We start from the raw sequence: 21,161 nt of genomic DNA, 5'->3' as shown, positions 1-21,161 counted from the left end.
CCCCCCGGCTTCATGTGTGGAGGCGCCCATCCTCGCGGCTGCGCCGCCGCGAGGGAAAGGGTTTCATTCCCAGCGGAAGAGGCGGGCGGCGGCGCCCAGACCGAGTACGGCCCAGGCCGTGAGCACGGCCGCGTCACCCCACGGCAGCGCCGCTCCCTGCTGGAGCACCTCGCGCAGACCGTTGGAGAGGGCCGAGATGGGCAGCAGCCCCAGGACGGACTGAACGGCGCCCGGGAACTTCTCCATCGGCACGATCACCCCGCCGCCGACCAGCAGCAGCAGGAACACCAGGTTGGCCGCGGCCAGGGTGGCTTCTGCCTTCAGGGTCCCGGCCATCAGCAGTCCGAGCCCCGAGAAGGCGGCGGTGCCCAGCAGGACCAGCGCGGCGACCGACAGCGGGTCCCCCTGCGGGGACCAGCCCAGCGCGAGGGCGATCGCCGTCAGCAGGGCGATCTGCAGCACCTCGGTGACCAGCACCGAGAGGGTCTTGGCGGCCATCAGAGCCCAGCGCGGCAGCGGGGAGGCCCCGAGCCGCTTGAGCACGCCGTAGCGGCGGTCGAAGCCGGTGGCGATGGCCTGGCCGGTGAACGCGGTGGACATCACGGCGAGGGCGAGGATGCCGGGGGCGAGGAAGTCCACCGATTCCCCGGCACCCGTGTCGACGATGTCGACGGCGGAGAACAGCACCAGGAGCAGCGCCGGAATGATCACGGTGAGCAGCAACTGCTCGCCGTTGCGCAGCAGCATCCGGGTCTCCAGCGCCGTCTGCGCGAGGATCATGCGGGACACGGGCGCGGCCCCCGGGCGGGGGGTGAACGTACCGGCGCTCATGCGCGCAGCTCCTTACCGGTCAGTTCCAGGAAGACGTCTTCGAGGGTGTGCCGCTCCACCGACAGGCTGTCGGGCATGACACCGTTCTGTGCGCACCAGGAGGCGACGGTGGCCAGCAGCTGCGGGTCCACCTCCCCGGTCACCCGGTAGACGCCCGGGGTGACCTCGGCCGCCTGGGTGCCGTCGGGCAGCGCCTTCAGCAGAGAGGGGAGGTCCAGGGCGGGGCGACCGGTGAAACGCAGGGTGTTCTCGGCGCCGCCGCGGCACAGCTGCTCGGGGCTGCCGTGGGCGATGACCCGGCCCGCGTCCACGATGGCGACCTCGTCCGCGAGCTGTTCGGCCTCGTCCATGTGGTGGGTGGTGAGGACGACAGTGACCCCGTCGGCGCGCAGCTCCCGTACGAGGTCCCAGGTGGCACGGCGGGCCTGCGGGTCCAAGCCGGCGGTGGGCTCGTCGAGGAAGACCAGCTCGGGGCGGCCCACGACGGCCATGGCCAGGGCCAGGCGCTGTTGCTGGCCGCCGGAGAGCCGCCGGTAGGGGGTGCGGCCGCAGCTGCCCAGGCCGAGGCGTTCCACCAGGACGTCGGGGTCGAGCGGGTGCGCGTACAGCTTGGCCATGTGGCGCAGCATCTCGACGGCGCGGGCCCCGGAGTAGACGCCTCCGGACTGGAGCATCACGCCGGTCCGCGGGCGCAGCGCCTCGGCCTGGGTCACCGGGTCCAGGCCGAGGACGCGGATGGTGCCGGCGTCGGGGCGGTGGTAGCCCTCGCAGGTCTCCACCGTGGTGGTCTTGCCCGCGCCGTTGGGACCGAGGACCGCGGTGACGGAGGCCCTGCGGACGGTGAGGTCCAGCCCGTCCACCGCGGTCTTGGCGCCGTACCGCTTCACCAGTCCGCGGATCTCCACGGCGGGGTCGTTGCTCATGGTGGGTGAGTCTACGGAGCTGCGGGCAGGGCCCCGGGTGCCGGGTGGCCGGGAGCCGGGCCCCCGGGTGCCGGAGCGGTGGGGTGCCGGACGCCCGGGATGCGCGGGCAGAGCTGGCGGACACGGCTTTTTCCAGCCCGGCGGACAGGCGCGGCCGATCCGGTTTCGGTGATCTTCTCCCCGTGCCGGCGGGCCGGACGCCCGGGCCGGCCGGGGGTGCGTGCGTGCTGGTGGGAGCCGCGCGGCGGCCCCGGAGCAACAACGGGAGCCATTCGGAATAATCTCTTCCGAATAACTCTCCGTAGATAAATAAGGTAACCCTTAGTGATGGAGGCCACCAGGCGTGGCGTCCGTCACGGCTTGTCCGAGCTCGGTTAATTACGCAACAATGGCGTTGTGAAATACGGCGAACGGCAGAACGAGGCCCCCCAGGGGGAGCTCACCACCGGGGAGCGGTCAACCCGCAACCGGGTGGCGCGCTCGATCCTGGACCACGGCCCGTCCACCGTCGCCGACCTCGCGCAGCGCCTCGGCCTCACCCAGGCCGCCGTCCGCCGCCACCTCGACACGCTCGTCGCCGACGACGTGGTCGAAGCCCGTGAGCGGCGTGTGTACGGAGCGCGGACCCGGGGTCGGCCCGCCAAGGTCTTCGCGCTCACCGACTGCGGCCGCGACGCCTTCGACCAGTCCTACGACACGCTCGCCGCGGACGCCCTGCGCTGGATCGCGCAGTCCGTCGGCGGCGGCGAGCAGGGCGAGGCGGCCGTCGCCGCCTTCGCCAGGGCCCGGATGGAAGCGCAGGCGCAGACCTACCGGGAGGCCGTCGAGGCGGCCGCCCCCGGGGGTCGCGCGGAGGCCCTTGCCAAGGCGTTGACGCAGGACGGGTACGCTGCTACGGCGAAGAGCGCTCCCGGTCCGCACAGCGGTGAACAGCTCTGCCAGCACCACTGCCCGGTCGCCCACGTGGCCGAGCAGTTCCCGCAGCTCTGCGAGGCGGAGACCGAGGTCTTCTCACGCCTGCTCGGGACGCACGTGCAGCGCCTCGCCACGATCGCCCATGGCGACGGAGTGTGCACGACGTTCATTCCGCGCAGCGCGGGCACCACACAGACCGACACATCAGTATCTGCAAGTACGGCCGGGAGGAACCCCGCATGACCACGGAGACCGCTCACCCTGAGCTCGATGGCCTGGGCACCTATGAATACGGCTGGGCCGACTCCGACGCGGCCGGTGCCGCCGCCAAGCGGGGTCTGTCCGAGGACGTCGTCCGCGACATCTCGGCGAAGAAGTCCGAGCCGGAGTGGATGCTGAACCTCCGCCTCAAGGGCCTGAGGTTGTTCGACAAGAAGCCCATGCCGATGTGGGGCTCCGACCTCTCGGGCATCGACTTCGACAACATCAAGTACTTCGTGCGCTCCACCGAGAAGCAGGCCGCTTCCTGGGAGGACCTGCCCGAGGACATCAAGAACACGTACGACAAGCTCGGCATCCCGGAGGCGGAGAAGCAGCGCCTCGTCGCCGGTGTCGCGGCCCAGTACGAGTCCGAGGTCGTCTACCACCAGATCCGTGAGGACCTGGAGGAGCAGGGCGTGATCTTCCTCGACACGGACACCGCGCTCAAGGAGCACCCGGAGCTCTTCCAGGAGTACTTCGGCACGGTCATCCCGGTCGGCGACAACAAGTTCGCGTCGCTGAACACCGCGGTGTGGTCCGGCGGCTCGTTCATCTACGTCCCCAAGGGTGTCCACGTGGACATCCCGCTCCAGGCCTACTTCCGCATCAACACGGAGAACATGGGCCAGTTCGAGCGGACGCTGATCATCGTCGACGAGGACGCCTACGTCCACTACGTCGAGGGCTGCACCGCCCCGATCTACTCCTCGGACTCCCTGCACAGCGCCGTCGTCGAGATCATCGTGAAGAAGGGCGGCCGCTGCCGCTACACGACGATCCAGAACTGGTCGAACAACGTCTACAACCTGGTCACCAAGCGCGCCGTGGCGTACGAGGGCGCGACCATGGAGTGGATCGACGGCAACATCGGTTCCAAGGTCACCATGAAGTACCCGGCCGTGTACCTGATGGGCGAGCACGCCAAGGGCGAGACCCTGTCCATCGCCTTCGCGGGCGAGGGACAGCACCAGGACGCCGGCTCCAAGATGGTCCACATGGCGCCGAACACCTCCTCGAACATCGTCTCCAAGTCGGTGGCCCGTGGCGGTGGCCGCACCTCCTACCGCGGTCTGGTCGAGATCGGCGAGGGCGCCGCCGGTTCCAAGTCCAATGTGCTGTGCGACGCGCTGCTCGTGGACACGATCTCCCGCTCGGACACGTACCCGTACGTCGACGTCCGCGAGGACGACGTGACGATGGGCCACGAGGCGACCGTCTCCAAGGTCTCCGACGACCAGCTCTTCTACCTCATGCAGCGCGGCCTCACCGAGTTCGAGGCCATGGCCATGATCGTGCGCGGCTTCGTCGAGCCGATCGCGAAGGAGCTGCCCATGGAGTACGCGCTGGAGCTCAACCGGCTGATCGAGCTGCAGATGGAGGGCTCGGTCGGCTGACCCACCGACCGCCCGAGCACCGCAGCACCTCGACGATTCTGTAGACGTAGGAAGAGAGCAAGACGACAGCCATGGCTGAGGCTCAGAACGCCCCCAAGAACCTGACGGTTCAGGGCGGTACCCCCGCGGCGGGCTCCACCACCGCCGGCGCGATCGCGGTGGCCGCCGAATCCACCGTCGCCACCCGGATGAGCGCGCCCCCGTCCTTCGACGTGGCCGACTTCCCGGTTCCGCACGGCCGTGAGGAGGAGTGGCGGTTCACCCCGCTCGCCCGCCTCCGGGGCCTGCACGACGGCACAGCGGTCGCGGACGGCACCATGAAGGCCCAGATCGACGCCCCCGAGGGCGTCATCGTCGAGTCCGTGGAGCGCGGCGACGAGCGGATCGGCACGGCCGGCACCCCCGTCGACCGCGTCGCCGCACAGGCCTTCTCCTCCTTCGCCAAGGCCACGGTCGTCACCGTGCCGAAGGAGACCGTGCTCACCGAGCCGATCCGGGTCGCCCTGCACGGTGAGGGCGGCACGACCTTCGGCCACACCGTCTTCGACGTGAAGCCCTTCGCCGAGGCGATCATCGTGATCGACCACACCGGCGACGGCGTGCGCGCCGCCAACGTGGACCTCCTCGTCGGCGACGGCGCCAAGGTGACCTTCGTGTCCGTCCAGGACTGGGACGACACCGCCGTCCACACCTCGCAGCACAACGCCCTCATCGGCCGCGACGCGAGCTTCAAGTCCGTGGTCGTCACCTTCGGCGGCGACCTCGTCCGCCTGCACCCGCGCGTCACCTACGCCGGCCCCGGCGGCGAGGCCGAGATGCTCGGCTTGTACTTCACGGACGCGGGCCAGCACCAGGAGCACCGCCTCCTGGTCACGCACGACGCGCCGCACTGCACGTCGAACGTGGTCTACAAGGGCGCCCTGCAGGGGCAGGACGCCCACGCCGTCTGGATCGGCGACGTGCTCATCGAGAAGAGCGCCGAGGGCACCGATACGTACGAGATGAACCGCAACCTCGTCCTCACCGACGGCGCGCGGGTCGACTCCGTGCCGAACCTGGAGATCGAGACCGGCGAGATCGTCGGTGCCGGACACGCCTCCGCGACCGGCCGCTTCGACGACGAGCAGCTCTTCTACCTGCAGGCCCGTGGCATCCCGGCCGACGAGGCCCGCCGCCTGGTCGTCCGCGGCTTCTTCGCCGAGCTCGTCCAGCAGATCGGTGTCGACGACATCGAGGAGCGACTGATCTCCAAGATCGAGGCCGAGCTCCAGGGTTCCGTCTGATGAACTACGTCAAGGCCTGCGCGCTGAGCGAGCTGGAGGAGAACACCCCCAAGCGGGTGGAGCTCGACGGTACGCCGGTGTCCATCGTCTCCACCGACGGGGAGGTGTTCGCCATCAACGACATCTGCTCGCACGCGAACGTCTCGCTCTCGGAGGGCGAGGTCGAGGACTGCATGATCGAGTGCTGGCTGCACGGGTCGGCCTTCGACCTGCGCACCGGAAAGCCCTCCGGTCTGCCCGCGACGCGCCCCGTCCCCGTATACCCCGTAAAGATCGAAGGGGACGACGTGCTCGTCTCCCTCACCCAGGAGTCCTGAGGTATCCATGGCAACGCTTGAAATCCACGACCTGCACGTCTCCGTCGAGGCCGAGAACGGCGCCCGCGAGATCCTCAAGGGCGTCGACCTCACCGTCAAGCAGGGTGAGACGCACGCCATCATGGGTCCGAACGGCTCCGGCAAGTCCACGCTGGCGTACTCCCTCGCCGGGCACCCGAAGTACACGATCACCGGCGGCACGGTGACCCTCGACGGCGAGGACGTCCTGGAGATGTCCGTCGACGAGCGCGCCCGCGCCGGCGTCTTCCTCGCCATGCAGTACCCGGTCGAGGTCCCCGGCGTCTCGGTCTCCAACTTCCTGCGCACCTCCGCCACCGCCATCCGCGGCGAGGCGCCGAAGCTGCGCACCTGGGTGAAGGAGGTCAAGTCCGCGATGGAGCAGCTCCAGATGGACCCGGCCTTCGCCGAGCGCAACGTCAACGAGGGCTTCTCCGGCGGTGAGAAGAAGCGCCACGAGATCCTCCAGCTGGAGCTTCTGAAGCCGAAGATCGCGATCCTCGACGAGACCGACTCGGGCCTCGACGTCGACGCCCTGCGCATCGTCTCCGAGGGCGTCAACCGCGTCCGCGAGACCGGTGAGGTCGGCACCCTGCTGATCACCCACTACACGCGCATCCTGCGCTACATCAAGCCCGACTTCGTGCACGTGTTCGCGAACGGCCGCATCGCCGAGTCCGGTGGCGCCGAGCTCGCCGACCAGCTGGAGAACGAGGGCTACGACAAGTACGTGAAGGGTGGCGCGACCGCGTGACACAGCTGCCTGGCCTCCTCGACATCGAGGCGATCCGCAAGGACTTCCCCCTGCTGGATCGTGTGGTCCACGACGGGAAGAAGATCGTTTACCTGGACAACGCCGCGACCTCGCAGAAGCCGCGCCAGGTGCTCGACGCGCTGAACGAGTACTACGAGCAGCACAACGCGAACGTCCACCGCGGCGTGCACGTGCTCGCAGAGGAGGCCACGGCGCTGTACGAGGGCGCCCGCGACAAGGTCGCCGCCTTCATCAACGCGCCGAGCCGCGATGAGGTGATCTTCACCAAGAACGCCTCGGAGTCGCTCAACCTGGTCGCGAACATGCTCGGCTGGGCGGACGAGCCCTACCGGGTCGACCGCGAGACCGAGATTGCCATCACGGAGATGGAGCACCACTCCAACATCGTGCCGTGGCAGCTGCTCGCGCAGCGCACCGGCGCGAAGCTGAAGTGGTTCGGCCTCACCGACGACGGCCGGCTCGACCTGTCCGACATCGAAGAGGTCATCACGGAGAAGACGAAGATCGTCTCCTTCACGCTGGTCTCCAACATCATGGGCACGGTCAACCCGGTCGAGGCGATCGTCCGGCGCGCCCAGGACGTGGGCGCGCTGGTGCTGATCGACGCCTCCCAGGCTGCCCCGCACATGCCCCTGGACGTGCAGGCACTCGGTGCCGACTTCGTGGCCTTCACCGGTCACAAGATGTGCGGACCGACGGGCATCGGCGTCCTGTGGGGCCGCCAGGAGCTCCTGGAGGACCTGCCTCCGTTCCTCGGCGGCGGCGAGATGATCGAGACCGTGTCGATGCACGCCTCGACCTACGCCCCCGCGCCGCACAAGTTCGAGGCGGGCACGCCCCCGATTGCCCAGGCCGTCGGCCTCGGCGCGGCCGTGGACTACCTGACCTCGATCGGCATGGACAAGATCGCCGCGCACGAGCACGCGATCACCGAGTACGCGATCAAGCGCCTCGCCGAGGTGCCTGACCTGCGGATCATCGGCCCGACCACGGCCGAGGACCGCGGAGCCGCGATCTCCTTCGTGCTCGGCGACATCCACCCGCACGACGTCGGCCAGGTGCTGGACGAGCAGGGCATCGCGGTCCGTGTGGGACACCACTGCGCGCGTCCCGTCTGCCTGCGCTACGGAATTCCGGCGACGACGCGAGCGTCTTTCTACCTGTACTCCTCTCCGGCCGACGTCGACGCGCTGGTCGACGGGCTGGAGCACGTACGGAACTTCTTCGGCTGACGGACGAGGCGACGAGGACGCAGTGAAGCTGGATTCGATGTACCAGGAACTGATCCTGGACCACTACAAGCACCCGCACGGGCGTGGCCTGCGCGACGGCGACGCCGAGGTGCACCACGTCAACCCGACGTGCGGCGACGAGATCACGCTGCGCGTGAAGTACGACGGTGAGAAGCTGACGGATGTCAGCTACGAGGGCCAGGGCTGCTCCATCAGCCAGGCCAGTGCCTCCGTGCTGAACGAGCTGCTCGTGGGCAAGGAACTGGCCGAGGCGCAGAAGATCCAGGCCGTGTTCCTGGAGATGATGCAGTCCAAGGGCAAGATCGAGCCCGACGAGGCCATGGAGGAGGTGCTGGAGGACGCGGTCGCGTTCGTCGGCGTCTCCAAGTACCCGGCCCGTGTGAAGTGCGCCCTGCTGAGCTGGATGGCGTGGAAGGACGCGACCGCCCAGGCTCTGGGCGACGCGGAGAGGAAGACGGCATGACCGAGAACGCGACGCCCGAGGCGTCGACCAAGCCGGCCACCGAGGAGGAGGTCCGTGAGGCCCTCTACGACGTCGTCGACCCCGAGCTGGGCATCGACGTCGTCAACCTGGGCCTGATCTACGGCATCCACATCGACGACGCGAACATCGCCACCCTCGACATGACCCTGACCTCGGCGGCCTGCCCGCTGACGGACGTCATCGAGGACCAGGCGAAGTCCGCGACGGACGGCATCGTCAACGAACTCCGGATCAACTGGGTCTGGATGCCGCCGTGGGGCCCTGACAAGATCACGGACGATGGCCGCGAGCAGCTCCGCGCGCTCGGCTTCAACGTCTGAACCACCCCGCTCGCACAGGAGGTCCCCCGGCACGCCCGTGCCGGGGGACCTCGCTGCTTTCCGGGTCCCCGGCTGTGTCCCGGCTCGGAGGGCCGTGCTCCCGGAGGGCCGTCCTTGCGGCGGTCGGTCGGGGCGTGCGGCCGCCTTCGTGTGTACGGGTGTACGCATCGATGTGTACCTTTGTACGCATGCCCTATGTCCTGCTCGCCGCAGCCATCGCCGCCGAGGTCGCCGGCACCACCGCCATGAAGTACAGCGACGGCTTCACGAAGCTGTGGCCATCGCTCGGCACCCTGCTGGGATACGCCATAGCCTTCACCCTGCTCGCGCAGACGCTGAAGTCCATGTCGGTCGGCACGGCCTACGCGATATGGGCCGGCGTCGGCACCGCCGCCATCGCCGCGATCGGCATGGTGTTCCTGGGGGAGGCGGCCACCGCGGCGAAGATCGCCGGGATTGCCCTCGTGATCGGAGGGGTGGTCCTGCTGAACCTGGGCGGGGCGCACTGATGCCGGGGGGCGGGCGCCGCTACGACCCGGACCGGCGGCAGCGGATCATCGACGCCGCGCTGCGGGTGGTGGGAGCCAAGGGCATCGCCGGGCTGAGCCACCGCAGTGCGGCAGCGGAGGCCGACGTGCCGCTGGGCTCGACGACGTACCACTTCAAGACGCTGGACGATCTGCTGGTCGCGGCGCTGCGGCAGGCGAACGAGGGCTTCGCGCAGGCGGTCGCCGACTCGCCCGCGCTGACCGACCCCGAGGCGGACCTCGCCGGGGCGCTGGCCCGCCTCCTGGGGGAGTTCCTGGCGGCGGACCGGGGTCGGGTCGAGTTGGAGTACGAGCTCTACCTGGCGGCGCTGCGGCGCCCGGCCCTGCGGCCGGTGGCCGCCGAGTGGTGTGCAGCAGCGTCCGAGGCGTTGACCCCGCGGACCGACCCGGTCACGGCCCGGGCGCTGGTGGCCGTGATGGACGGCGTCATCCTGCAGGTCCTGTTGGCGGATGCCGAGTACGACGAGTCGTACGCCCGCGAGGTCCTGGCCCGGGTGTTGAGCTAGGTGTTCTGTCCAGGGAGGCCGGCGGCGCGGACGGCCGACAGGGCCGCCCGCACGCTCGCCTCGATGTCGCGGATCGGGTAGATCACCTCGCGCACCGTGCGGTCGCGGTCCACGACCAGGGTCAGCCGCTTGATCCGGCTCACTCCCGCCGCGCGGAACGTCGGCAGGCGCAGCGCGGCCGTCAGGCCCAGATCGGCGTCCGAGAGGAGCGGGAAGCGCAGCAGCTCGTGCTCCGCGAACTCCCGCTGTTCGTCGGGGCGCTGGGTCGAGACCCCGTGCACGGTGGCGCCGGCGGCCGTGAACTCGGCGAGCTGGTCGCGGTACGTGCAGGACTCGAAGGTGCACCCTTTGGCGCCCGGGATCCCGCCCCAGCCGGGCGGGTAGGACTCGGCCCGCGCGTAGGCGCCGGGGAAGAAGTACAGGACCGTGAACGCGGTGTCCGCCACCGGGTCGCTGAGCCCGCCGAATCGGTCCGGCAGCAGCAGCGGCGGCACGCGGGTGCCCCGCAGTGCGTGCACCCGTTCCGCCTCGTGCGATGCCTCGTCGGTCGTCGCCGTCATCTCTCCCTCTCCCAGGACCCAGGTATCACCCCAGTCCTGGAGGGCCACCAGGACCGGCAGCAGCCCCCGCCCGCGCGGGGTCAGCCGGTACTCGTGCCGCACCGGACGTTCCTGGTACGGCTCCCGCGACAGCACCCCGGCCTCGACGAGCAGCTTCAGCCGCTCCGCGAGCACCTTGCGGGACACGCCCAGCTCGCGCTGGAGCTCGTCGAAGCGGTGCAGGCCGCGTGCCGCGTCGCGCACGATCAGCAGCGTCCACCAGTCGCCCACCACGTCGAGGGCCTGGGCGATGGCGCAGTCCGCGTCGCCGAGGTGTGTGCGCTGGGCCATGGGAGCTCCTTTGTCCGTTGACCCAAGGCTGTCATGCTGACATAGTCCGTTCCCAAAGGGAACTTACTGGTCTGAGGTGGGGGGACACGGGTGTGCTGCAGGGGTTCAAGGACATACCGAGGGTCGTGTGGCTGCTGGCCGCGGGGGTCTTCGTCAACGCCGTCGTCAGCTTCACCTTCGTCTTCGTCTTCCTCTACCTGACCGGCCCGCGGGGCCTCGACGCCGCCCAGGCCGGCCTCGTCAGCGGCATCAGCGGGCTCGGTCTGGTCGCGGGAAACTTCAGCGGCGGCTGGTACGGGGACCGCTTCGGCCACCGCCGGGTGCTCCTCGCCGCCGCCACGCTCGGCGGACTGGCCCTCGCGGCCTTCCCGCTGCTGCCCACTCCGCTCCTCTTCCTGGCCATGCCGGTGGCCCAGTACGCCTCCGGCGTGATCCGGGCGGCCAACTCCGCACTCGTCGCGGTCGTCGTCCCGGAGGGGGGCCGCCGCCAGGCCTTCGCCCTCGTGCGCTGCGCGTCCAACGGCGGCTTCACCCTCGGGCCTCCGCTGGGCGCCCTGATCGCGACCGGACTCTCCTACGACTGGCTCTTCATCGCCGACGGCGCCGGAACCCTGTTCTTCGCCCTGTGGACCGCCCGCGTCGTCCCGGCACGCGGCGCCGGGCGCCGGACCTCCGCGGCCCCGGACGGGGGTCGGGGCCGCGGACTCGTCGCCGAACTGCGCTCCCGGCCCGCGCTGCTGGTGCTGCTCGGCGCGATCCTGGTGACCGACGTCGTCTACCGCCAGCAGTACTCCACCTTCCCCGTCTTCCTCGCCGACCACGGCCTGGACCCGCGCGCCTTCGGCCTCGTGATCGCCCTCAACGGCGGGGTGATCCTCCTGTTGGAGCTGCCCGCCGCCGCGGCCCTGCGCGAGCGGCCGGCGCTGCCGGTGATCGCCGCCGGGCTGGTGCTGGTCGGCGCCGGGTACGCGGCACTGCTGCTCGGTGCGGGCGTCGCGAGCGCCGTGGCGATGATGGTCCTGCTGAGCCTCGGGGAGATCCTCTACAAGACGACCGCCACCGCGTACGTCGCCGACGAGTCGCCCGAGCACGCCGTCGGACGGTTCCAGAGCCTGTACGCGGGGATCTCGGTCAGCGGGGTCGTCATCGGCCCGCCGCTGGGCGGAGCGCTCTACTCGGCCGCGCCCGGGCTGCTGTGGCCGCTGTGCGCCGGGCTTGCGGGCGCGGCGGGCGCGGCGGTGCTGTACGCCTGGGCCCGTCCGCGGCGACACGAGGCCCGACCGGCACATGAGACCGGTTCGCAACCTCAGGCCGTCGCCGGTTAGGTTTCGGGCATGACTGCTACGCGTACCACCGGCGCCGTCGCCGCCGGACTTGCCACCATCACCGCCGACGGCACCGTCCTCGACACCTGGTTCCCCGCCCCCGAGCTGGTCGCCGAGCCCGGCCCGGCCGGCACCGAGCGCCTCACCGCCGAGCAGGCCGTGGAGCACCTCGGCGCCGCCGCGGCCAAGGCGATCCGTACGGACGCGGTCCGCGGCGTCGAGGTCGTAGCCGTCCGCACGGTGATCGCCTCCCTTGAGGACAAGCCGCTGGACGCGCACGACGCGTACCTGCGCCTGCACCTGCTCAGCCACCGCCTGGTCAAGCCGCACGGCCAGAACCTCGACGGCGTCTTCGGCCTGCTGACCAACGTCGCCTGGACCTCTCTGGGCCCGGTCGCCGTCGACCAGGTCGAGACCGTCCGCCTCAACGCCCGCGCCGAGGGCCTGCACCTCCAGGTCACCTCGATCGACAAGTTCCCGCGGATGACCGACTACGTCGCCCCCAAGGGCGTGCGCATCGCCGACGCCGACCGCGTCCGGCTCGGCGCGCACCTCGCCGAGGGCACCACCGTCATGCACGAGGGCTTCGTCAACTTCAACGCCGGTACCCTGGGCACCTCCATGGTCGAAGGCCGCATTTCCGCGGGCGTCGTCGTCGGCGACGGCTCCGACATCGGCGGCGGCGCCTCCACCATGGGCACCCTCTCGGGCGGCGGCAAGCAGATCATCTCGATCGGCGAGCGCACCCTGATCGGCGCCGAGGCGGGCATCGGCATCGCCCTCGGCAACGAGTGCGTGGTCGAGGCCGGCCTCTACGTCACCGCCGGCACCCGCGTCACCCTGCCGGACGGCCAGGTCGTCAAGGCCCTGGAGCTCTCCGGCGCCGACAACATCCTCTTCCGCCGCAACTCGGTGACCGGTGCCGTCGAGGCCCGCCCGTACAAGGCCAACTGGGGCGGCCTGAACGAGGTCCTGCACAGCCACAACTGATCACCGGCGGCCGTACCCGTCGCGCAGCGCCCTCCCCGAGCCGCCGTGGCCCGCCGGGAGGGCGCCTTGGCGTGGGCAGGGCCGGGCGGTGCGGCGCGCGGGGTGTGGCCCGGGTGCCGCAGGCGCTCAGTGCAGGGGCATCCGGCGGATCAGGCCCGCGAAGGCCTGCTCCTCGGCCTCGGTCAGCTGGACCGACTCCATCGGGTGCGCGGCCGAGGTGCGCTGGGCCGGGATCATCGGCAGGGCCTCGGCCGCGGCGGGCTCCGGCCGGTGGATGCGGCTGTCCCACAGCGTGTGGCCCAGGCCGACCACCCAGACGAGCGCTGCCGCGAACAGGACGGCGAGACCGGTTTCCTGGGCGAGGGCGATCGAGGGGAACACCAGGATCCTCCAGGGATGCGGGCGGCGCGTGCGACGGGCCGGGACAAGATCGGGCGTGCAGACACTCAACACCACAACCGGTCGATTCGGTAGGGATGTGGCGAGCGTCACGCCAGGGTCGAAAGTCCCCATCTTGCCCGGGGCCCGCCCGTCACGGCCGTTCCAGTGGCAGCTTGAACCCCTCGTGGCTGCGCGCGAAGCCCAGCCGCTCGTAGAAGCGGTGGGCCGCCGTGCGCCGCTTGCTGCTGGTGAGCTGGACCAGGCCGCAGCCGCGCCCGCGGGCCCGCTCGACGGCCAGCCGCATCAGCTCCGCGCCCACCCCTTCGCCCCGCCGGTCCGCGCGGACCCGTACGGCCTCCACCAGGGCACGCTCCCGACCGCCCCGGCCCAGACCCGGTATGTACGTCAGCTGCAGGCAGCCGAGGATCACCTCGCCCCTCTCCGCATCCACAGCCGTATCCGCATCCCGGTCCGTGAGGACCAGCATCTCGTTGCGGGCGTCCGACTCGATCGCGGCGAAGGCCCGCTCGTGCTCCTCGCTGACCGCCGTCGCGGCCGGGTCGAGAACCCGGTCCTCGTCGGCGAGCAGGGCGAGTACGGCCGGAAGGTCACGGCGGGTGGCGACACGGAAGATCATGACGGGATTGTGGCAGGGGACCGGCCGGGACGGCGGCCGGGCCCCTGACCCTCCTGCCGTCCGGATTACGGGCGGAAGCGCAGCACCTGCGGGTCGTGGTCGCTGTTCTGGGCAGCGAACTCGGCGTTGATGTGCACGCTGTCGTACGTGAACTTCTTGATGGCCGGGCTGGTCAGGATCTGGTCCAGCACCTGCGCGTTGCCCTGGTAGACGTACGAGTAACGCTCCGACTTCGGCAGCGACTTGATGGCCGGGTACAGCGCCCCGCCGTCCGCCAGGGCCTCGGTGGTCGCGGAGAACTCGAAGTCGTTGATGTCGCCCAGGACGAGGACGTTGGCGTTCTTGTCCTCTGCCAGGATCTGCTTCACGAAGCCGTTCACGGCCTGCGCCTGGAGCAGCCGCTTGGTCTCCGAGGAACGCAGCGGCGGCTGGTGGTGCGAGGTCAGGCTCTCGTCGCCGCCCTTTGAACCGAAGTGGTTGGCGATCACGAAGACCGTCTTGCCGCGGAAGACGAACTCGCCGGCGAGCGGCTTGCGGCTGTCGGCCCACGCCGGGTTCGCCGGGTCGACGCGGCCGGGGGAGTGGGTCAGGTGGGTCTTGCCGTTCTCCTTGACCACGCCCGTCGCCGTCACCGCGTCGCCGGGGGCGCGCTCGGTGAAGGAGACCCGCGCCGGGTTGAAGAGGAACACCTGGCGGATGTTGCCGCCGGGCTCGCCGCCGTCCTTCTTGTCCTGGGGGTCGACGCTCCGCCACTGGTAGGACGGGCCGCCCGCCGCCGCGATGGCAGTGGTGAACTTCGTGAGCGTCTGCTCGGCCGAGACCGTGCCGTCGTTCTTGGCGCCGTTGTCGTCCTGGATCTCCTCCAGGGCGAGGATGTCGGGAGAGGACAGGTTCTCGACGACGGCCTTCGCCAGCGCGTCGAACTTCTCCTGCGGGTCCGTCGGGTCGAGGTTCTCGACGTTGTAGGTGGCCACCGCGAGCTCCTGCTGGGCCTGCGGCTTGGTCTTCTCGGGGGCGATGGGGCCCGCCTTGACGGTACCGAGGGTGCGGGCCACCAGCGTGTAGCCGCCGAACTTGTTGAAGTCCAGCGGGCCTTGCGTGGTCCCGGTCAGCTTGTCGCCCACGTTGGCCACGGGGAAGGGCTGCTCGGCGATCGGCGCGAGCTGCTGGATCTGCAGGCGCCCGGTGTTCTGGGATTCGTAGGAGCCGTAGATGGTGCCGCCGCGCCTGGCGGTGTTCTCCCAGCCCTTGACCGTGACCCAGAGCTCGGAGTACGGGTCGGTGGCGCCGACGACGCGCGAGGTGCCGATCTTGACGTTCATGCCCTCAAGGGACTCGTAGTAGTCCAGGGCGTAGCGCGAGGGCTCCAGCGTCAGGCCGTTGATGCTGCCGCCGGCGGCCGGATCGCCGGCCGGGGTGTACTCGGCGGGCACCGTGTACTCGTTGATCGCGGTGGCCTCGGGCAACACGTTGCCGGAGGAGACCACGGTGACCGTCGGCTTGGAGATCTGGGTCACCGACTGGTTGCCGGAGCTCACGCCGCCGGGGATGTACTCGCCGACCGTGCCGTCGACCTTCACCGCGTCGCCCACGGCGACGGTCGGGACGGAGCTGGTGAAGACGAAGATGCCCTCACTCGTCGCGTCGTTGTCGTCGGCGTCGGGGTCCTGGATCCAGAAACCGCGCGAGCCGTAGGTCCGCACGCCCGTCACGATGCCCTCGACGCCGGCCACCTGCTGGCCGTTGAGCGGGGATATCCGGGTGGTGCCCTGGATGTCGTGGATGCGGACCGGGTCGGCGGACGCCGCGCCCTCGGCCGCGTCGGCGGAGCCCGCGAGCAGGCCGGTGGCCAGCGCGGAGGCGACGAGGGCCGCGACGGCGGCGGAGCGGGGATGCGAGGAGCGCATGGTCAGGAAACTCCGGTGTGGGAGAAGGGCAGGAAGAGGCTGCGAACAGCGAAATCTGTGGGGGGTTGGTCAGCCCCCGAACGTCTACGCGCGTCAATTTCCTGTGTTGCCAGCAAAGTTGTCAAGCCCTCCAGGGGAGACGGCGGCCGACTGTGGGATGAACCAACGGCGATGGCCCGCCGGGCACGCCCGATATGCGTCTACGCTGGGTCGCCGTACGACGGCCACGGCTGTCATCTGCACCACATCCGCCATGCCCGCCCTGCCCCGTCATGTCGGCCATGTCGCCGGTAATCGGGCGCGTATGACGGTCCGGCCGCCCGGCCGAACCGTCACGGCCTGCCCTTCACCACCGCGTCCGCGAGGAGACCGTTCCCATGTCCGCTGAGTCGCACCCCACACTGCCGCCGGTACGGCTGCACTCCGATGCGGAGCTGGCGCGCGACGCCCTCGGCGCCCCGCTGTTCGCGCGAGCCGTGCGACTGGCCCGCTGGGCAGGGCCCGCCACCCGTGTCGGTGCCGCCGGCGAACTGGCGGCCGACCAGCTTCCCGGAGCCGCCGCCCACCTCGGCCTCGACGCGGCTGACGAGGACTCGGCCGGGGACGCGAGCCAGGCCTGGCGGGTGGCTGTGGACACCGGCCTGGTGGACGTGACGGAGCCGGAGGAGGACGCGGACGGTGAAGGGGTCGCCGAGGGGGAGGCGGGCGAGGGCCCGTACGGCACGGCCGTGCCCGGCGAGGACCTGGCGCTGGTCACGGGCGGGGCGCCCGGCGACGTGCTCGACCTGTGGCGGGCGGCTCTGGAGGCGGTGCTCGCCGACGCCGCCGTGCCCGACCTGGAGGACCTGGTCGACGCGGTGGACACGGACGGGGGAATCGACTTCGACCGGCTGGACTGGAACCCGGGCCGCGAGGCGGACTTCCTTGACGAGGCCCTCGCCCACCTCTACCTGCTCACCGCCGCAGAGGGCGGCACCGCGGACCGGCCAATTCCGCTTCCGGTGTTGGCCGCGTCGATGGTCGCGCCCGACGGAATGGGCGAGCCGAGCGACGCCGTCCTGGAGCAGGTCTCGGACGCGATGATGCGCCTCGACGACCAGTTCCGGCAGCTGGCACCGATCGGACTGGTGGAATTCCGCCCCGTCGACGAGGAGCTGATGGCGCAGGTCGACGAGGACGGGCCGCTCGGCGAGCCGGAGGGGGACGAGGACGTCTCCCGCTACGGCATGGTCCGCCTGACCCCGCTCGGCCTTTACGGGATCCGCGCCCGGATGCTGGAGGCGGGAGTGGCGGCCCCCGCCCTCGGTGAACTGGCCGCGAAGGGAGCCGACGCACTCCTCGACGGCGTCGCCTCCTACCCCGAGCGCACGGCGCAGGCCGAGATCGAGCAGTGGATGGCGGACCGCGAGCCCGCCGCCGCGGTCGCCGAACTGCTGGCCGCCGCACGCGGGGACGACGAGGGCGGACCGCTGCGCCGGCTGCGCTGCCAGCAGGCCCTCGCGCTGGCCGGCCCGGAGGCCGAGCCGGTGGTCCGCTCGGTCCTGGACGAGGCGGAGCTCGGCGGTCTGGCCCGGGTCTGGCTGGCGGAGCACGGGGCGGCCGACGTACCGGCGCCCGCCCCGGAGATGGTGTTCTGGCTGACCGTCGACACGATTGCGGCGCAGCTCGCAGCGGACGGCGAGACCGAGGAGCTACCCCTTCTGATGGAGACCCTGACCGCACATCACACGGGATTCTTCGACCGGGTGTGGCGCGTCGAGCACCCCTCGACCGTACGGGTCCTGGAGGCGATGGGCCGGCTACACCCGGACCCGAAGACCGCGAAGGAGGCCCGCAGGGCCGCGTTCAAGGCGCGCTCCCGCCGGCCCTGAGAGCTCGGATCGTGGCCGGTCCGGGGCTGGTCCGCGGCCGGTCCGGGGGCCGATCCGGGTCCGGTCGTGGCCGGGTCCGGGGGCCCCTCGCCGAGCGCTGGCGACAATGCGCCGTTCCTGGGCCGGAGCTGGCCATTCCGTCGACGGGCAAGGGGCCGGTATCTCTTCGTGGGTAATTCAGCCGCCGTTCACGTGCGGGCGGGAGCGTGTGCGCCGACGACCGCACGACAGGCGCACCACTCCCCACCCCTGGAGACCTGATGCCGCTCAGCCGCAGAGACTTCACCGCCCGTACCGTCATCGCCGGCGCGGGAGTCGCGCTCACCGGGACCGTCGGCGCCCTCGCCACCGCACCGGGCGCGCTCGCGGCCGAGGACGGCGCGCACCACGATCAGCACGGGCGGCCCTGTGAGCCCGGCTACGGCCCGCTGGTCCCCGACCCGGCCGGCATCCTCGCCCTCCCCGCAGGCTTCCGGTACCGCGTGATCACGCACAGCGGCGTCACCCGGCTGGAGTCCGGTGAGACCACCCCGTCCAACCACGACGGGACCGCGGCCTTCGAGGGCGGGCGGGGCGTCACCCTCCTCGTCAACAACCACGAGCTCAAGGGTCGGCGGGAGAACTGGGCCCGCCCCGTCCCGCTCGCCGAGGGCCTTGTCTACGACCCGGCCGCGGCAGGCGGATGCACCGTGGTCGAGGTCCGGCGCGGCGGCGAGGTCGCCGAGTGGGTCGGCATCGCCGGTACGTCGACCAACTGCGCGGGCGGCGCAACGCCTTGGGGCACCTGGCTGACCTGTGAGGAGAACTCGGACCTCGCCGGCAAGAACGGCATGACCAAGGACCACGGCTACGTCTTCGAGGTGGACCCGCACGACCGCCGCGCCAACCGCGATCCCCGGCCCGTCAAGGCCTTCGGCCGCTACGACCACGAGGCCGTGGTCATCGACCCGCGCCAGGGCCACGCCTACCTGACCGAGGACGCCTCCGGTCCCAACGGGCTGCTCTACCGCTGGACCCCGCCCTACGGCTTCCGGCACGGCCGCGGCAGGCTCCGTACGCTCGCCCCCGACGCCGGTGTGCTCCAGGCCGCCAAGTGCATCGACAGCTCGGGCCGGTTCGTCGACGACTTCTCGCGCGCCACGCGGATCGGCACCGTCTACGGCGTGGACTGGGTGGACGTGCCGGACCGCGACGCGCGCACGGTGCCGGTGCGGCGGCAGTTCGCCGACAACGTGGTGACTCGCGGACGCAAGCTGGAGGGCATGTGGTGGGCCGACGGAGGCGCGTACTTCGTCTCCTCCTACGCCCGTGAGGAGAGCCCGGGCGCCGCGCACGACGGCCAGGTCTGGTTCTACGACCCCAAGCGGCGCACGGTCCGGCTGACCGTCCTCATCGGGGTCAACGCCGACCCGGCCGCGGACGGCGGCTATGACGGCCCGGACAACATCACCGTGTCGCCGTACGGCGGGCTGGTCATCGCGGAGGACGGCTCGGGGCTGCAACACCTGTTCGGCGCCACCGAATCGGGCCGCACCTACCCGCTGGCGCGCAACGAGCTGAACATCGGCTCGGCCGAGGAGCCCGAGTACTCCGAGTTCACCGGGGTGTGCTTCTCACCCGACGGACGCACCCTGTACGCCAACATCCAGGAGCCCGGCATCATGCTGGCCATCACCGGGCCGTGGCGGCGCGCACACTGACGCTCCGCCCGGCCGGATCGCGGGCTCAGTGGGCCGGGGAGACCTCCATGCGGGAGGCCTCGGCCCACTCGGCGAGCAGGAACTCGTACGCCTCGGAGGGCCAGTCGCCGTCCACCCTGGTCTCCACGAGGTGCCGTATCGCCTCGTTCGCCTCGGCGGCGGACGGGCGGGCGGGCCCCGCGGGTGTGAGTGACTCGTGCATGCTTCCTAGGCTACGGGCGGGCACTGACAGCCACTGACGGACAACGCGTGGCATCCATCACCCGCGAACCCGTCCGGTGGCGGCCTGTGCCCGCCCACCTGCTCAGAGTGCCTGCGCGGCGGGCTTGACCATGCCGCGCACTGTGCGCGACTTCACAAACTCGCCCATGGCCGTCATCTCCCACTCGCCGGAGAACTGACGGATCAGCTTCGCCATCATCACGCCCGTCTGCGGCTCGGCGCCGGTGAGGTCGAAGCGCACCAGCTCCTCGCCGCTGGCCGCGTCGATCAGGCGGCAGTAGGCCTTGGCCACTTCGGTGAACTTCTGGCCGGAGAAGGAGTTGACCGTGAAGACCAGGCCGGTGGCGTCGGCGGGGAGCCGGCCGAGGTCCACGACGATGACCTCGTCGTCGCCCGCGCCCTCACCCGTGAGGTTGTCCCCCGAGTGCTTGATGGCGCCGTTCAGGATGGACAGCTTGCCGAAGTAGCAGCTGTCGATGTGGTTGCGCTGCGGGCCGTACGCGATGACGGACGCGTCGAGGTCGATGTCCCGGCCGCGGAAGGCGGGCTCCCAGCCCAGGCCCATCTTCACCTGGGAGAGCAGCGGTCGGCCGCCCTTGACCAGGGAGACGGTCTGATTCTTCTGGAGGCTGACCCGGCCCTTGTCCAGGTTGATCTTCCCGGTGGCGGGCGGGGCGGCCGGGGGCGCGGGCGCCGGGGCGGGGGTGACCGGGGCGGGGGTGCCGACGCCGGCGGTGAGCCAGGGGGAGGGCTGGTGGCCGGCGGGCGGGGCGGGGGGCATCGCGGGTGCGGGCGGGGCGGCCGCCGGAGCCGGCTCCTCGTCCACGCTGACCCCGAAGTCGGTGGCGATGCCGGCCAGGCCGTTGGCGTACCCCTGGCCGACCGCGCGGACCTTCCAGGCACCGCCGCGCTGGTAGATCTCGACGACGACGAGCGCGGTCTCGGTGGCCAGCTGCGGCGGGGTGAACGAGGCGATCACCGTGCCGCCGTCGGCATTGCGCACGGTGGCGGTGGGCTCGATGCCCTGGAAGGTCTGCCCGGCGGCGTCGGGACTGGCCGTGACCACGATCCGCTCGATGCCCTGCGGCACCGCGGAGGTGTCGACGGTGACCGAGTCCGGTGCCGCGCCCCCACCGGACCGGTAGGTGACGCCGGGCCCGGAGGGCTGGTTGAAGAAGATGAAGTCGGCGTCGGAGCGCACCTTGCCGTCCGCCGTGAGGAGCAGGGCGGACACGTCGAGCCGCACCGGCGCAGCCACGTCGACCGTCACGCGGGCGGCGTTGAGCGGCAGATTGGATCCAGGGGTCATAGCGGTCATGCCGGGAGAACGAGCGGGGATGCTTTGCCGTTCCCTTACCTCGGCGATATTTCGCCGCCGGGCGCCGGGGCGGTCGCGCCGCGCCCCGGCGC

Annotated in this window: 22 protein-coding genes; 14 read left to right on the top strand and 8 right to left on the bottom strand. The window is 71.0% G+C overall.

Annotated features, from left to right (window positions below; genetic code table 11):
* Positions 1-63: 63 nt before the first annotated feature.
* Entirely contained in the window at positions 64-831 is a 768-nt protein-coding gene (locus ACFW2G_RS29215; RefSeq protein WP_037930101.1) for an ABC transporter permease, read from the bottom strand.
* Positions 828-1,754 carry an ABC transporter ATP-binding protein gene (locus ACFW2G_RS29210; protein WP_384582955.1) on the bottom strand — a complete coding sequence of 309 codons (927 nt, stop codon included), beginning with the start codon at positions 1,752-1,754 and terminating at the stop codon, positions 828-830. The genes ACFW2G_RS29215 and ACFW2G_RS29210 overlap by 4 nt, the downstream gene beginning before the upstream one ends.
* A 396-nt stretch (positions 1,755-2,150) precedes the next feature.
* On the opposite strand from ACFW2G_RS29210, the gene ACFW2G_RS29205 reads away from it, so the two are divergent.
* The 10 genes from ACFW2G_RS29205 to ACFW2G_RS29160 all read left to right on the top strand — a co-directional run bounded on the left by ACFW2G_RS29205 (position 2,151) and on the right by ACFW2G_RS29160 (position 9,828).
* On the top strand, positions 2,151-2,912 hold the full coding sequence (locus tag ACFW2G_RS29205; protein ID WP_037930107.1) for a metalloregulator ArsR/SmtB family transcription factor: 762 nt from the start codon (positions 2,151-2,153) through the stop codon (positions 2,910-2,912).
* On the top strand, positions 2,909-4,324 hold the full coding sequence (sufB, locus tag ACFW2G_RS29200) for a Fe-S cluster assembly protein SufB (protein ID WP_037930110.1): 1,416 nt from the start codon (positions 2,909-2,911) through the stop codon (positions 4,322-4,324). The genes ACFW2G_RS29205 and sufB overlap by 4 nt, the downstream gene beginning before the upstream one ends.
* A gap of 71 nt (positions 4,325-4,395) precedes the next feature.
* A complete protein-coding gene (gene sufD, locus ACFW2G_RS29195; RefSeq protein ID WP_384582952.1) occupies positions 4,396-5,607 on the top strand; it encodes a Fe-S cluster assembly protein SufD in 1,212 nt (403 codons plus the stop codon).
* A complete protein-coding gene (locus tag ACFW2G_RS29190) occupies positions 5,607-5,924 on the top strand; it encodes a bifunctional 3-phenylpropionate/cinnamic acid dioxygenase ferredoxin subunit (protein WP_030027083.1) in 318 nt (105 codons plus the stop codon). Before sufD ends, ACFW2G_RS29190 begins: the two co-directional genes overlap by 1 nt.
* Before the next feature lie 7 nt (positions 5,925-5,931).
* Positions 5,932-6,696: a Fe-S cluster assembly ATPase SufC gene (gene sufC, locus ACFW2G_RS29185; RefSeq protein WP_030846240.1), complete on the top strand. Its 765-nt coding sequence runs from the start codon at positions 5,932-5,934 to the stop codon at positions 6,694-6,696.
* Positions 6,693-7,949, top strand: a complete 1,257-nt coding sequence (locus ACFW2G_RS29180) for a cysteine desulfurase (protein WP_030846237.1) — start codon at positions 6,693-6,695, stop codon at positions 7,947-7,949. Before sufC ends, ACFW2G_RS29180 begins: the two co-directional genes overlap by 4 nt.
* A 22-nt stretch (positions 7,950-7,971) precedes the next feature.
* Positions 7,972-8,433: a Fe-S cluster assembly sulfur transfer protein SufU gene (gene sufU, locus ACFW2G_RS29175; protein ID WP_030846233.1), complete on the top strand. Its 462-nt coding sequence runs from the start codon at positions 7,972-7,974 to the stop codon at positions 8,431-8,433.
* The gene (locus ACFW2G_RS29170; RefSeq protein ID WP_030027092.1) at positions 8,430-8,774 is read left to right on the top strand and encodes a metal-sulfur cluster assembly factor; all 345 of its coding nucleotides are present in this window, start codon (positions 8,430-8,432) and stop codon (positions 8,772-8,774) included. Before sufU ends, ACFW2G_RS29170 begins: the two co-directional genes overlap by 4 nt.
* Positions 8,775-8,962: 188 nt before the next feature.
* Entirely contained in the window at positions 8,963-9,283 is a 321-nt protein-coding gene (locus tag ACFW2G_RS29165; protein WP_037930119.1) for a multidrug efflux SMR transporter, read from the top strand.
* On the top strand, positions 9,283-9,828 hold the full coding sequence (locus ACFW2G_RS29160) for a TetR/AcrR family transcriptional regulator (RefSeq protein ID WP_384582949.1): 546 nt from the start codon (positions 9,283-9,285) through the stop codon (positions 9,826-9,828). Before ACFW2G_RS29165 ends, ACFW2G_RS29160 begins: the two co-directional genes overlap by 1 nt.
* Here ACFW2G_RS29160 and ACFW2G_RS29155 read toward each other — a convergent pair.
* Positions 9,825-10,718: a winged helix-turn-helix transcriptional regulator gene (locus tag ACFW2G_RS29155; protein WP_037930125.1), complete on the bottom strand. Its 894-nt coding sequence runs from the start codon at positions 10,716-10,718 to the stop codon at positions 9,825-9,827. The two genes, ACFW2G_RS29160 and ACFW2G_RS29155, sit on opposite strands and share 4 nt — an antisense overlap.
* 95 nt (positions 10,719-10,813) lie before the next feature.
* On the opposite strand from ACFW2G_RS29155, the gene ACFW2G_RS29150 reads away from it, so the two are divergent.
* Together ACFW2G_RS29150 and dapD are read left to right on the top strand one after the other, a co-directional pair.
* On the top strand, positions 10,814-12,043 hold the full coding sequence (locus tag ACFW2G_RS29150; protein WP_384582970.1) for an MFS transporter: 1,230 nt from the start codon (positions 10,814-10,816) through the stop codon (positions 12,041-12,043).
* A gap of 9 nt (positions 12,044-12,052) precedes the next feature.
* Positions 12,053-13,033, top strand: a complete 981-nt coding sequence (gene dapD, locus ACFW2G_RS29145; RefSeq protein ID WP_037930129.1) for a 2,3,4,5-tetrahydropyridine-2,6-dicarboxylate N-succinyltransferase — start codon at positions 12,053-12,055, stop codon at positions 13,031-13,033.
* 126 nt (positions 13,034-13,159) lie between these two features.
* On the opposite strand, the gene ACFW2G_RS29140 is transcribed toward dapD, so the two are convergent.
* The 3 genes from ACFW2G_RS29140 to ACFW2G_RS29130 all read right to left on the bottom strand — a co-directional run bounded on the left by ACFW2G_RS29140 (position 13,160) and on the right by ACFW2G_RS29130 (position 15,958).
* Positions 13,160-13,414, bottom strand: coding sequence for a hypothetical protein (locus ACFW2G_RS29140; RefSeq protein ID WP_384454282.1), 255 nt, complete (start codon positions 13,412-13,414; stop codon positions 13,160-13,162).
* A gap of 151 nt (positions 13,415-13,565) precedes the next feature.
* The gene (locus tag ACFW2G_RS29135; RefSeq protein WP_384582946.1) at positions 13,566-14,051 is read right to left on the bottom strand and encodes a GNAT family N-acetyltransferase; all 486 of its coding nucleotides are present in this window, start codon (positions 14,049-14,051) and stop codon (positions 13,566-13,568) included.
* A 65-nt stretch (positions 14,052-14,116) separates the two neighbouring features.
* Positions 14,117-15,958 (bottom strand): endonuclease/exonuclease/phosphatase family protein, encoded by a 1,842-nt coding sequence (locus tag ACFW2G_RS29130; RefSeq protein ID WP_384582943.1) that lies wholly within the window; start codon positions 15,956-15,958, stop codon positions 14,117-14,119.
* Between the two features lie 377 nt (positions 15,959-16,335).
* On the opposite strand from ACFW2G_RS29130, the gene ACFW2G_RS29125 reads away from it, so the two are divergent.
* A complete protein-coding gene (locus ACFW2G_RS29125) occupies positions 16,336-17,829 on the top strand; it encodes a hypothetical protein (protein ID WP_384582940.1) in 1,494 nt (497 codons plus the stop codon).
* A 260-nt stretch (positions 17,830-18,089) separates the two neighbouring features.
* The gene (locus tag ACFW2G_RS29120; protein ID WP_037930144.1) at positions 18,090-19,529 is read left to right on the top strand and encodes an alkaline phosphatase PhoX; all 1,440 of its coding nucleotides are present in this window, start codon (positions 18,090-18,092) and stop codon (positions 19,527-19,529) included.
* A gap of 25 nt (positions 19,530-19,554) precedes the next feature.
* Here ACFW2G_RS29120 and ACFW2G_RS29115 read toward each other — a convergent pair whose 3' ends face one another.
* Positions 19,555-19,731 carry a hypothetical protein gene (locus tag ACFW2G_RS29115; protein ID WP_172671433.1) on the bottom strand — a complete coding sequence of 59 codons (177 nt, stop codon included), beginning with the start codon at positions 19,729-19,731 and terminating at the stop codon, positions 19,555-19,557.
* A gap of 102 nt (positions 19,732-19,833) precedes the next feature.
* Complete coding sequence (locus tag ACFW2G_RS29110; protein WP_172671434.1) at positions 19,834-21,069, bottom strand: TerD family protein; 1,236 nt, start codon at positions 21,067-21,069, stop codon at positions 19,834-19,836.
* Positions 21,070-21,161: the final 92 nt, after the last annotated feature.

Source organism: Streptomyces sp. NPDC058880, from assembly GCF_042742535.1.
GTDB lineage: Bacteria > Actinomycetota > Actinomycetes > Streptomycetales > Streptomycetaceae > Streptomyces.
The sequence above is the reverse complement of the archived record's forward strand: the minus strand, read 5'-3'. Positions and strand labels throughout refer to the sequence as shown.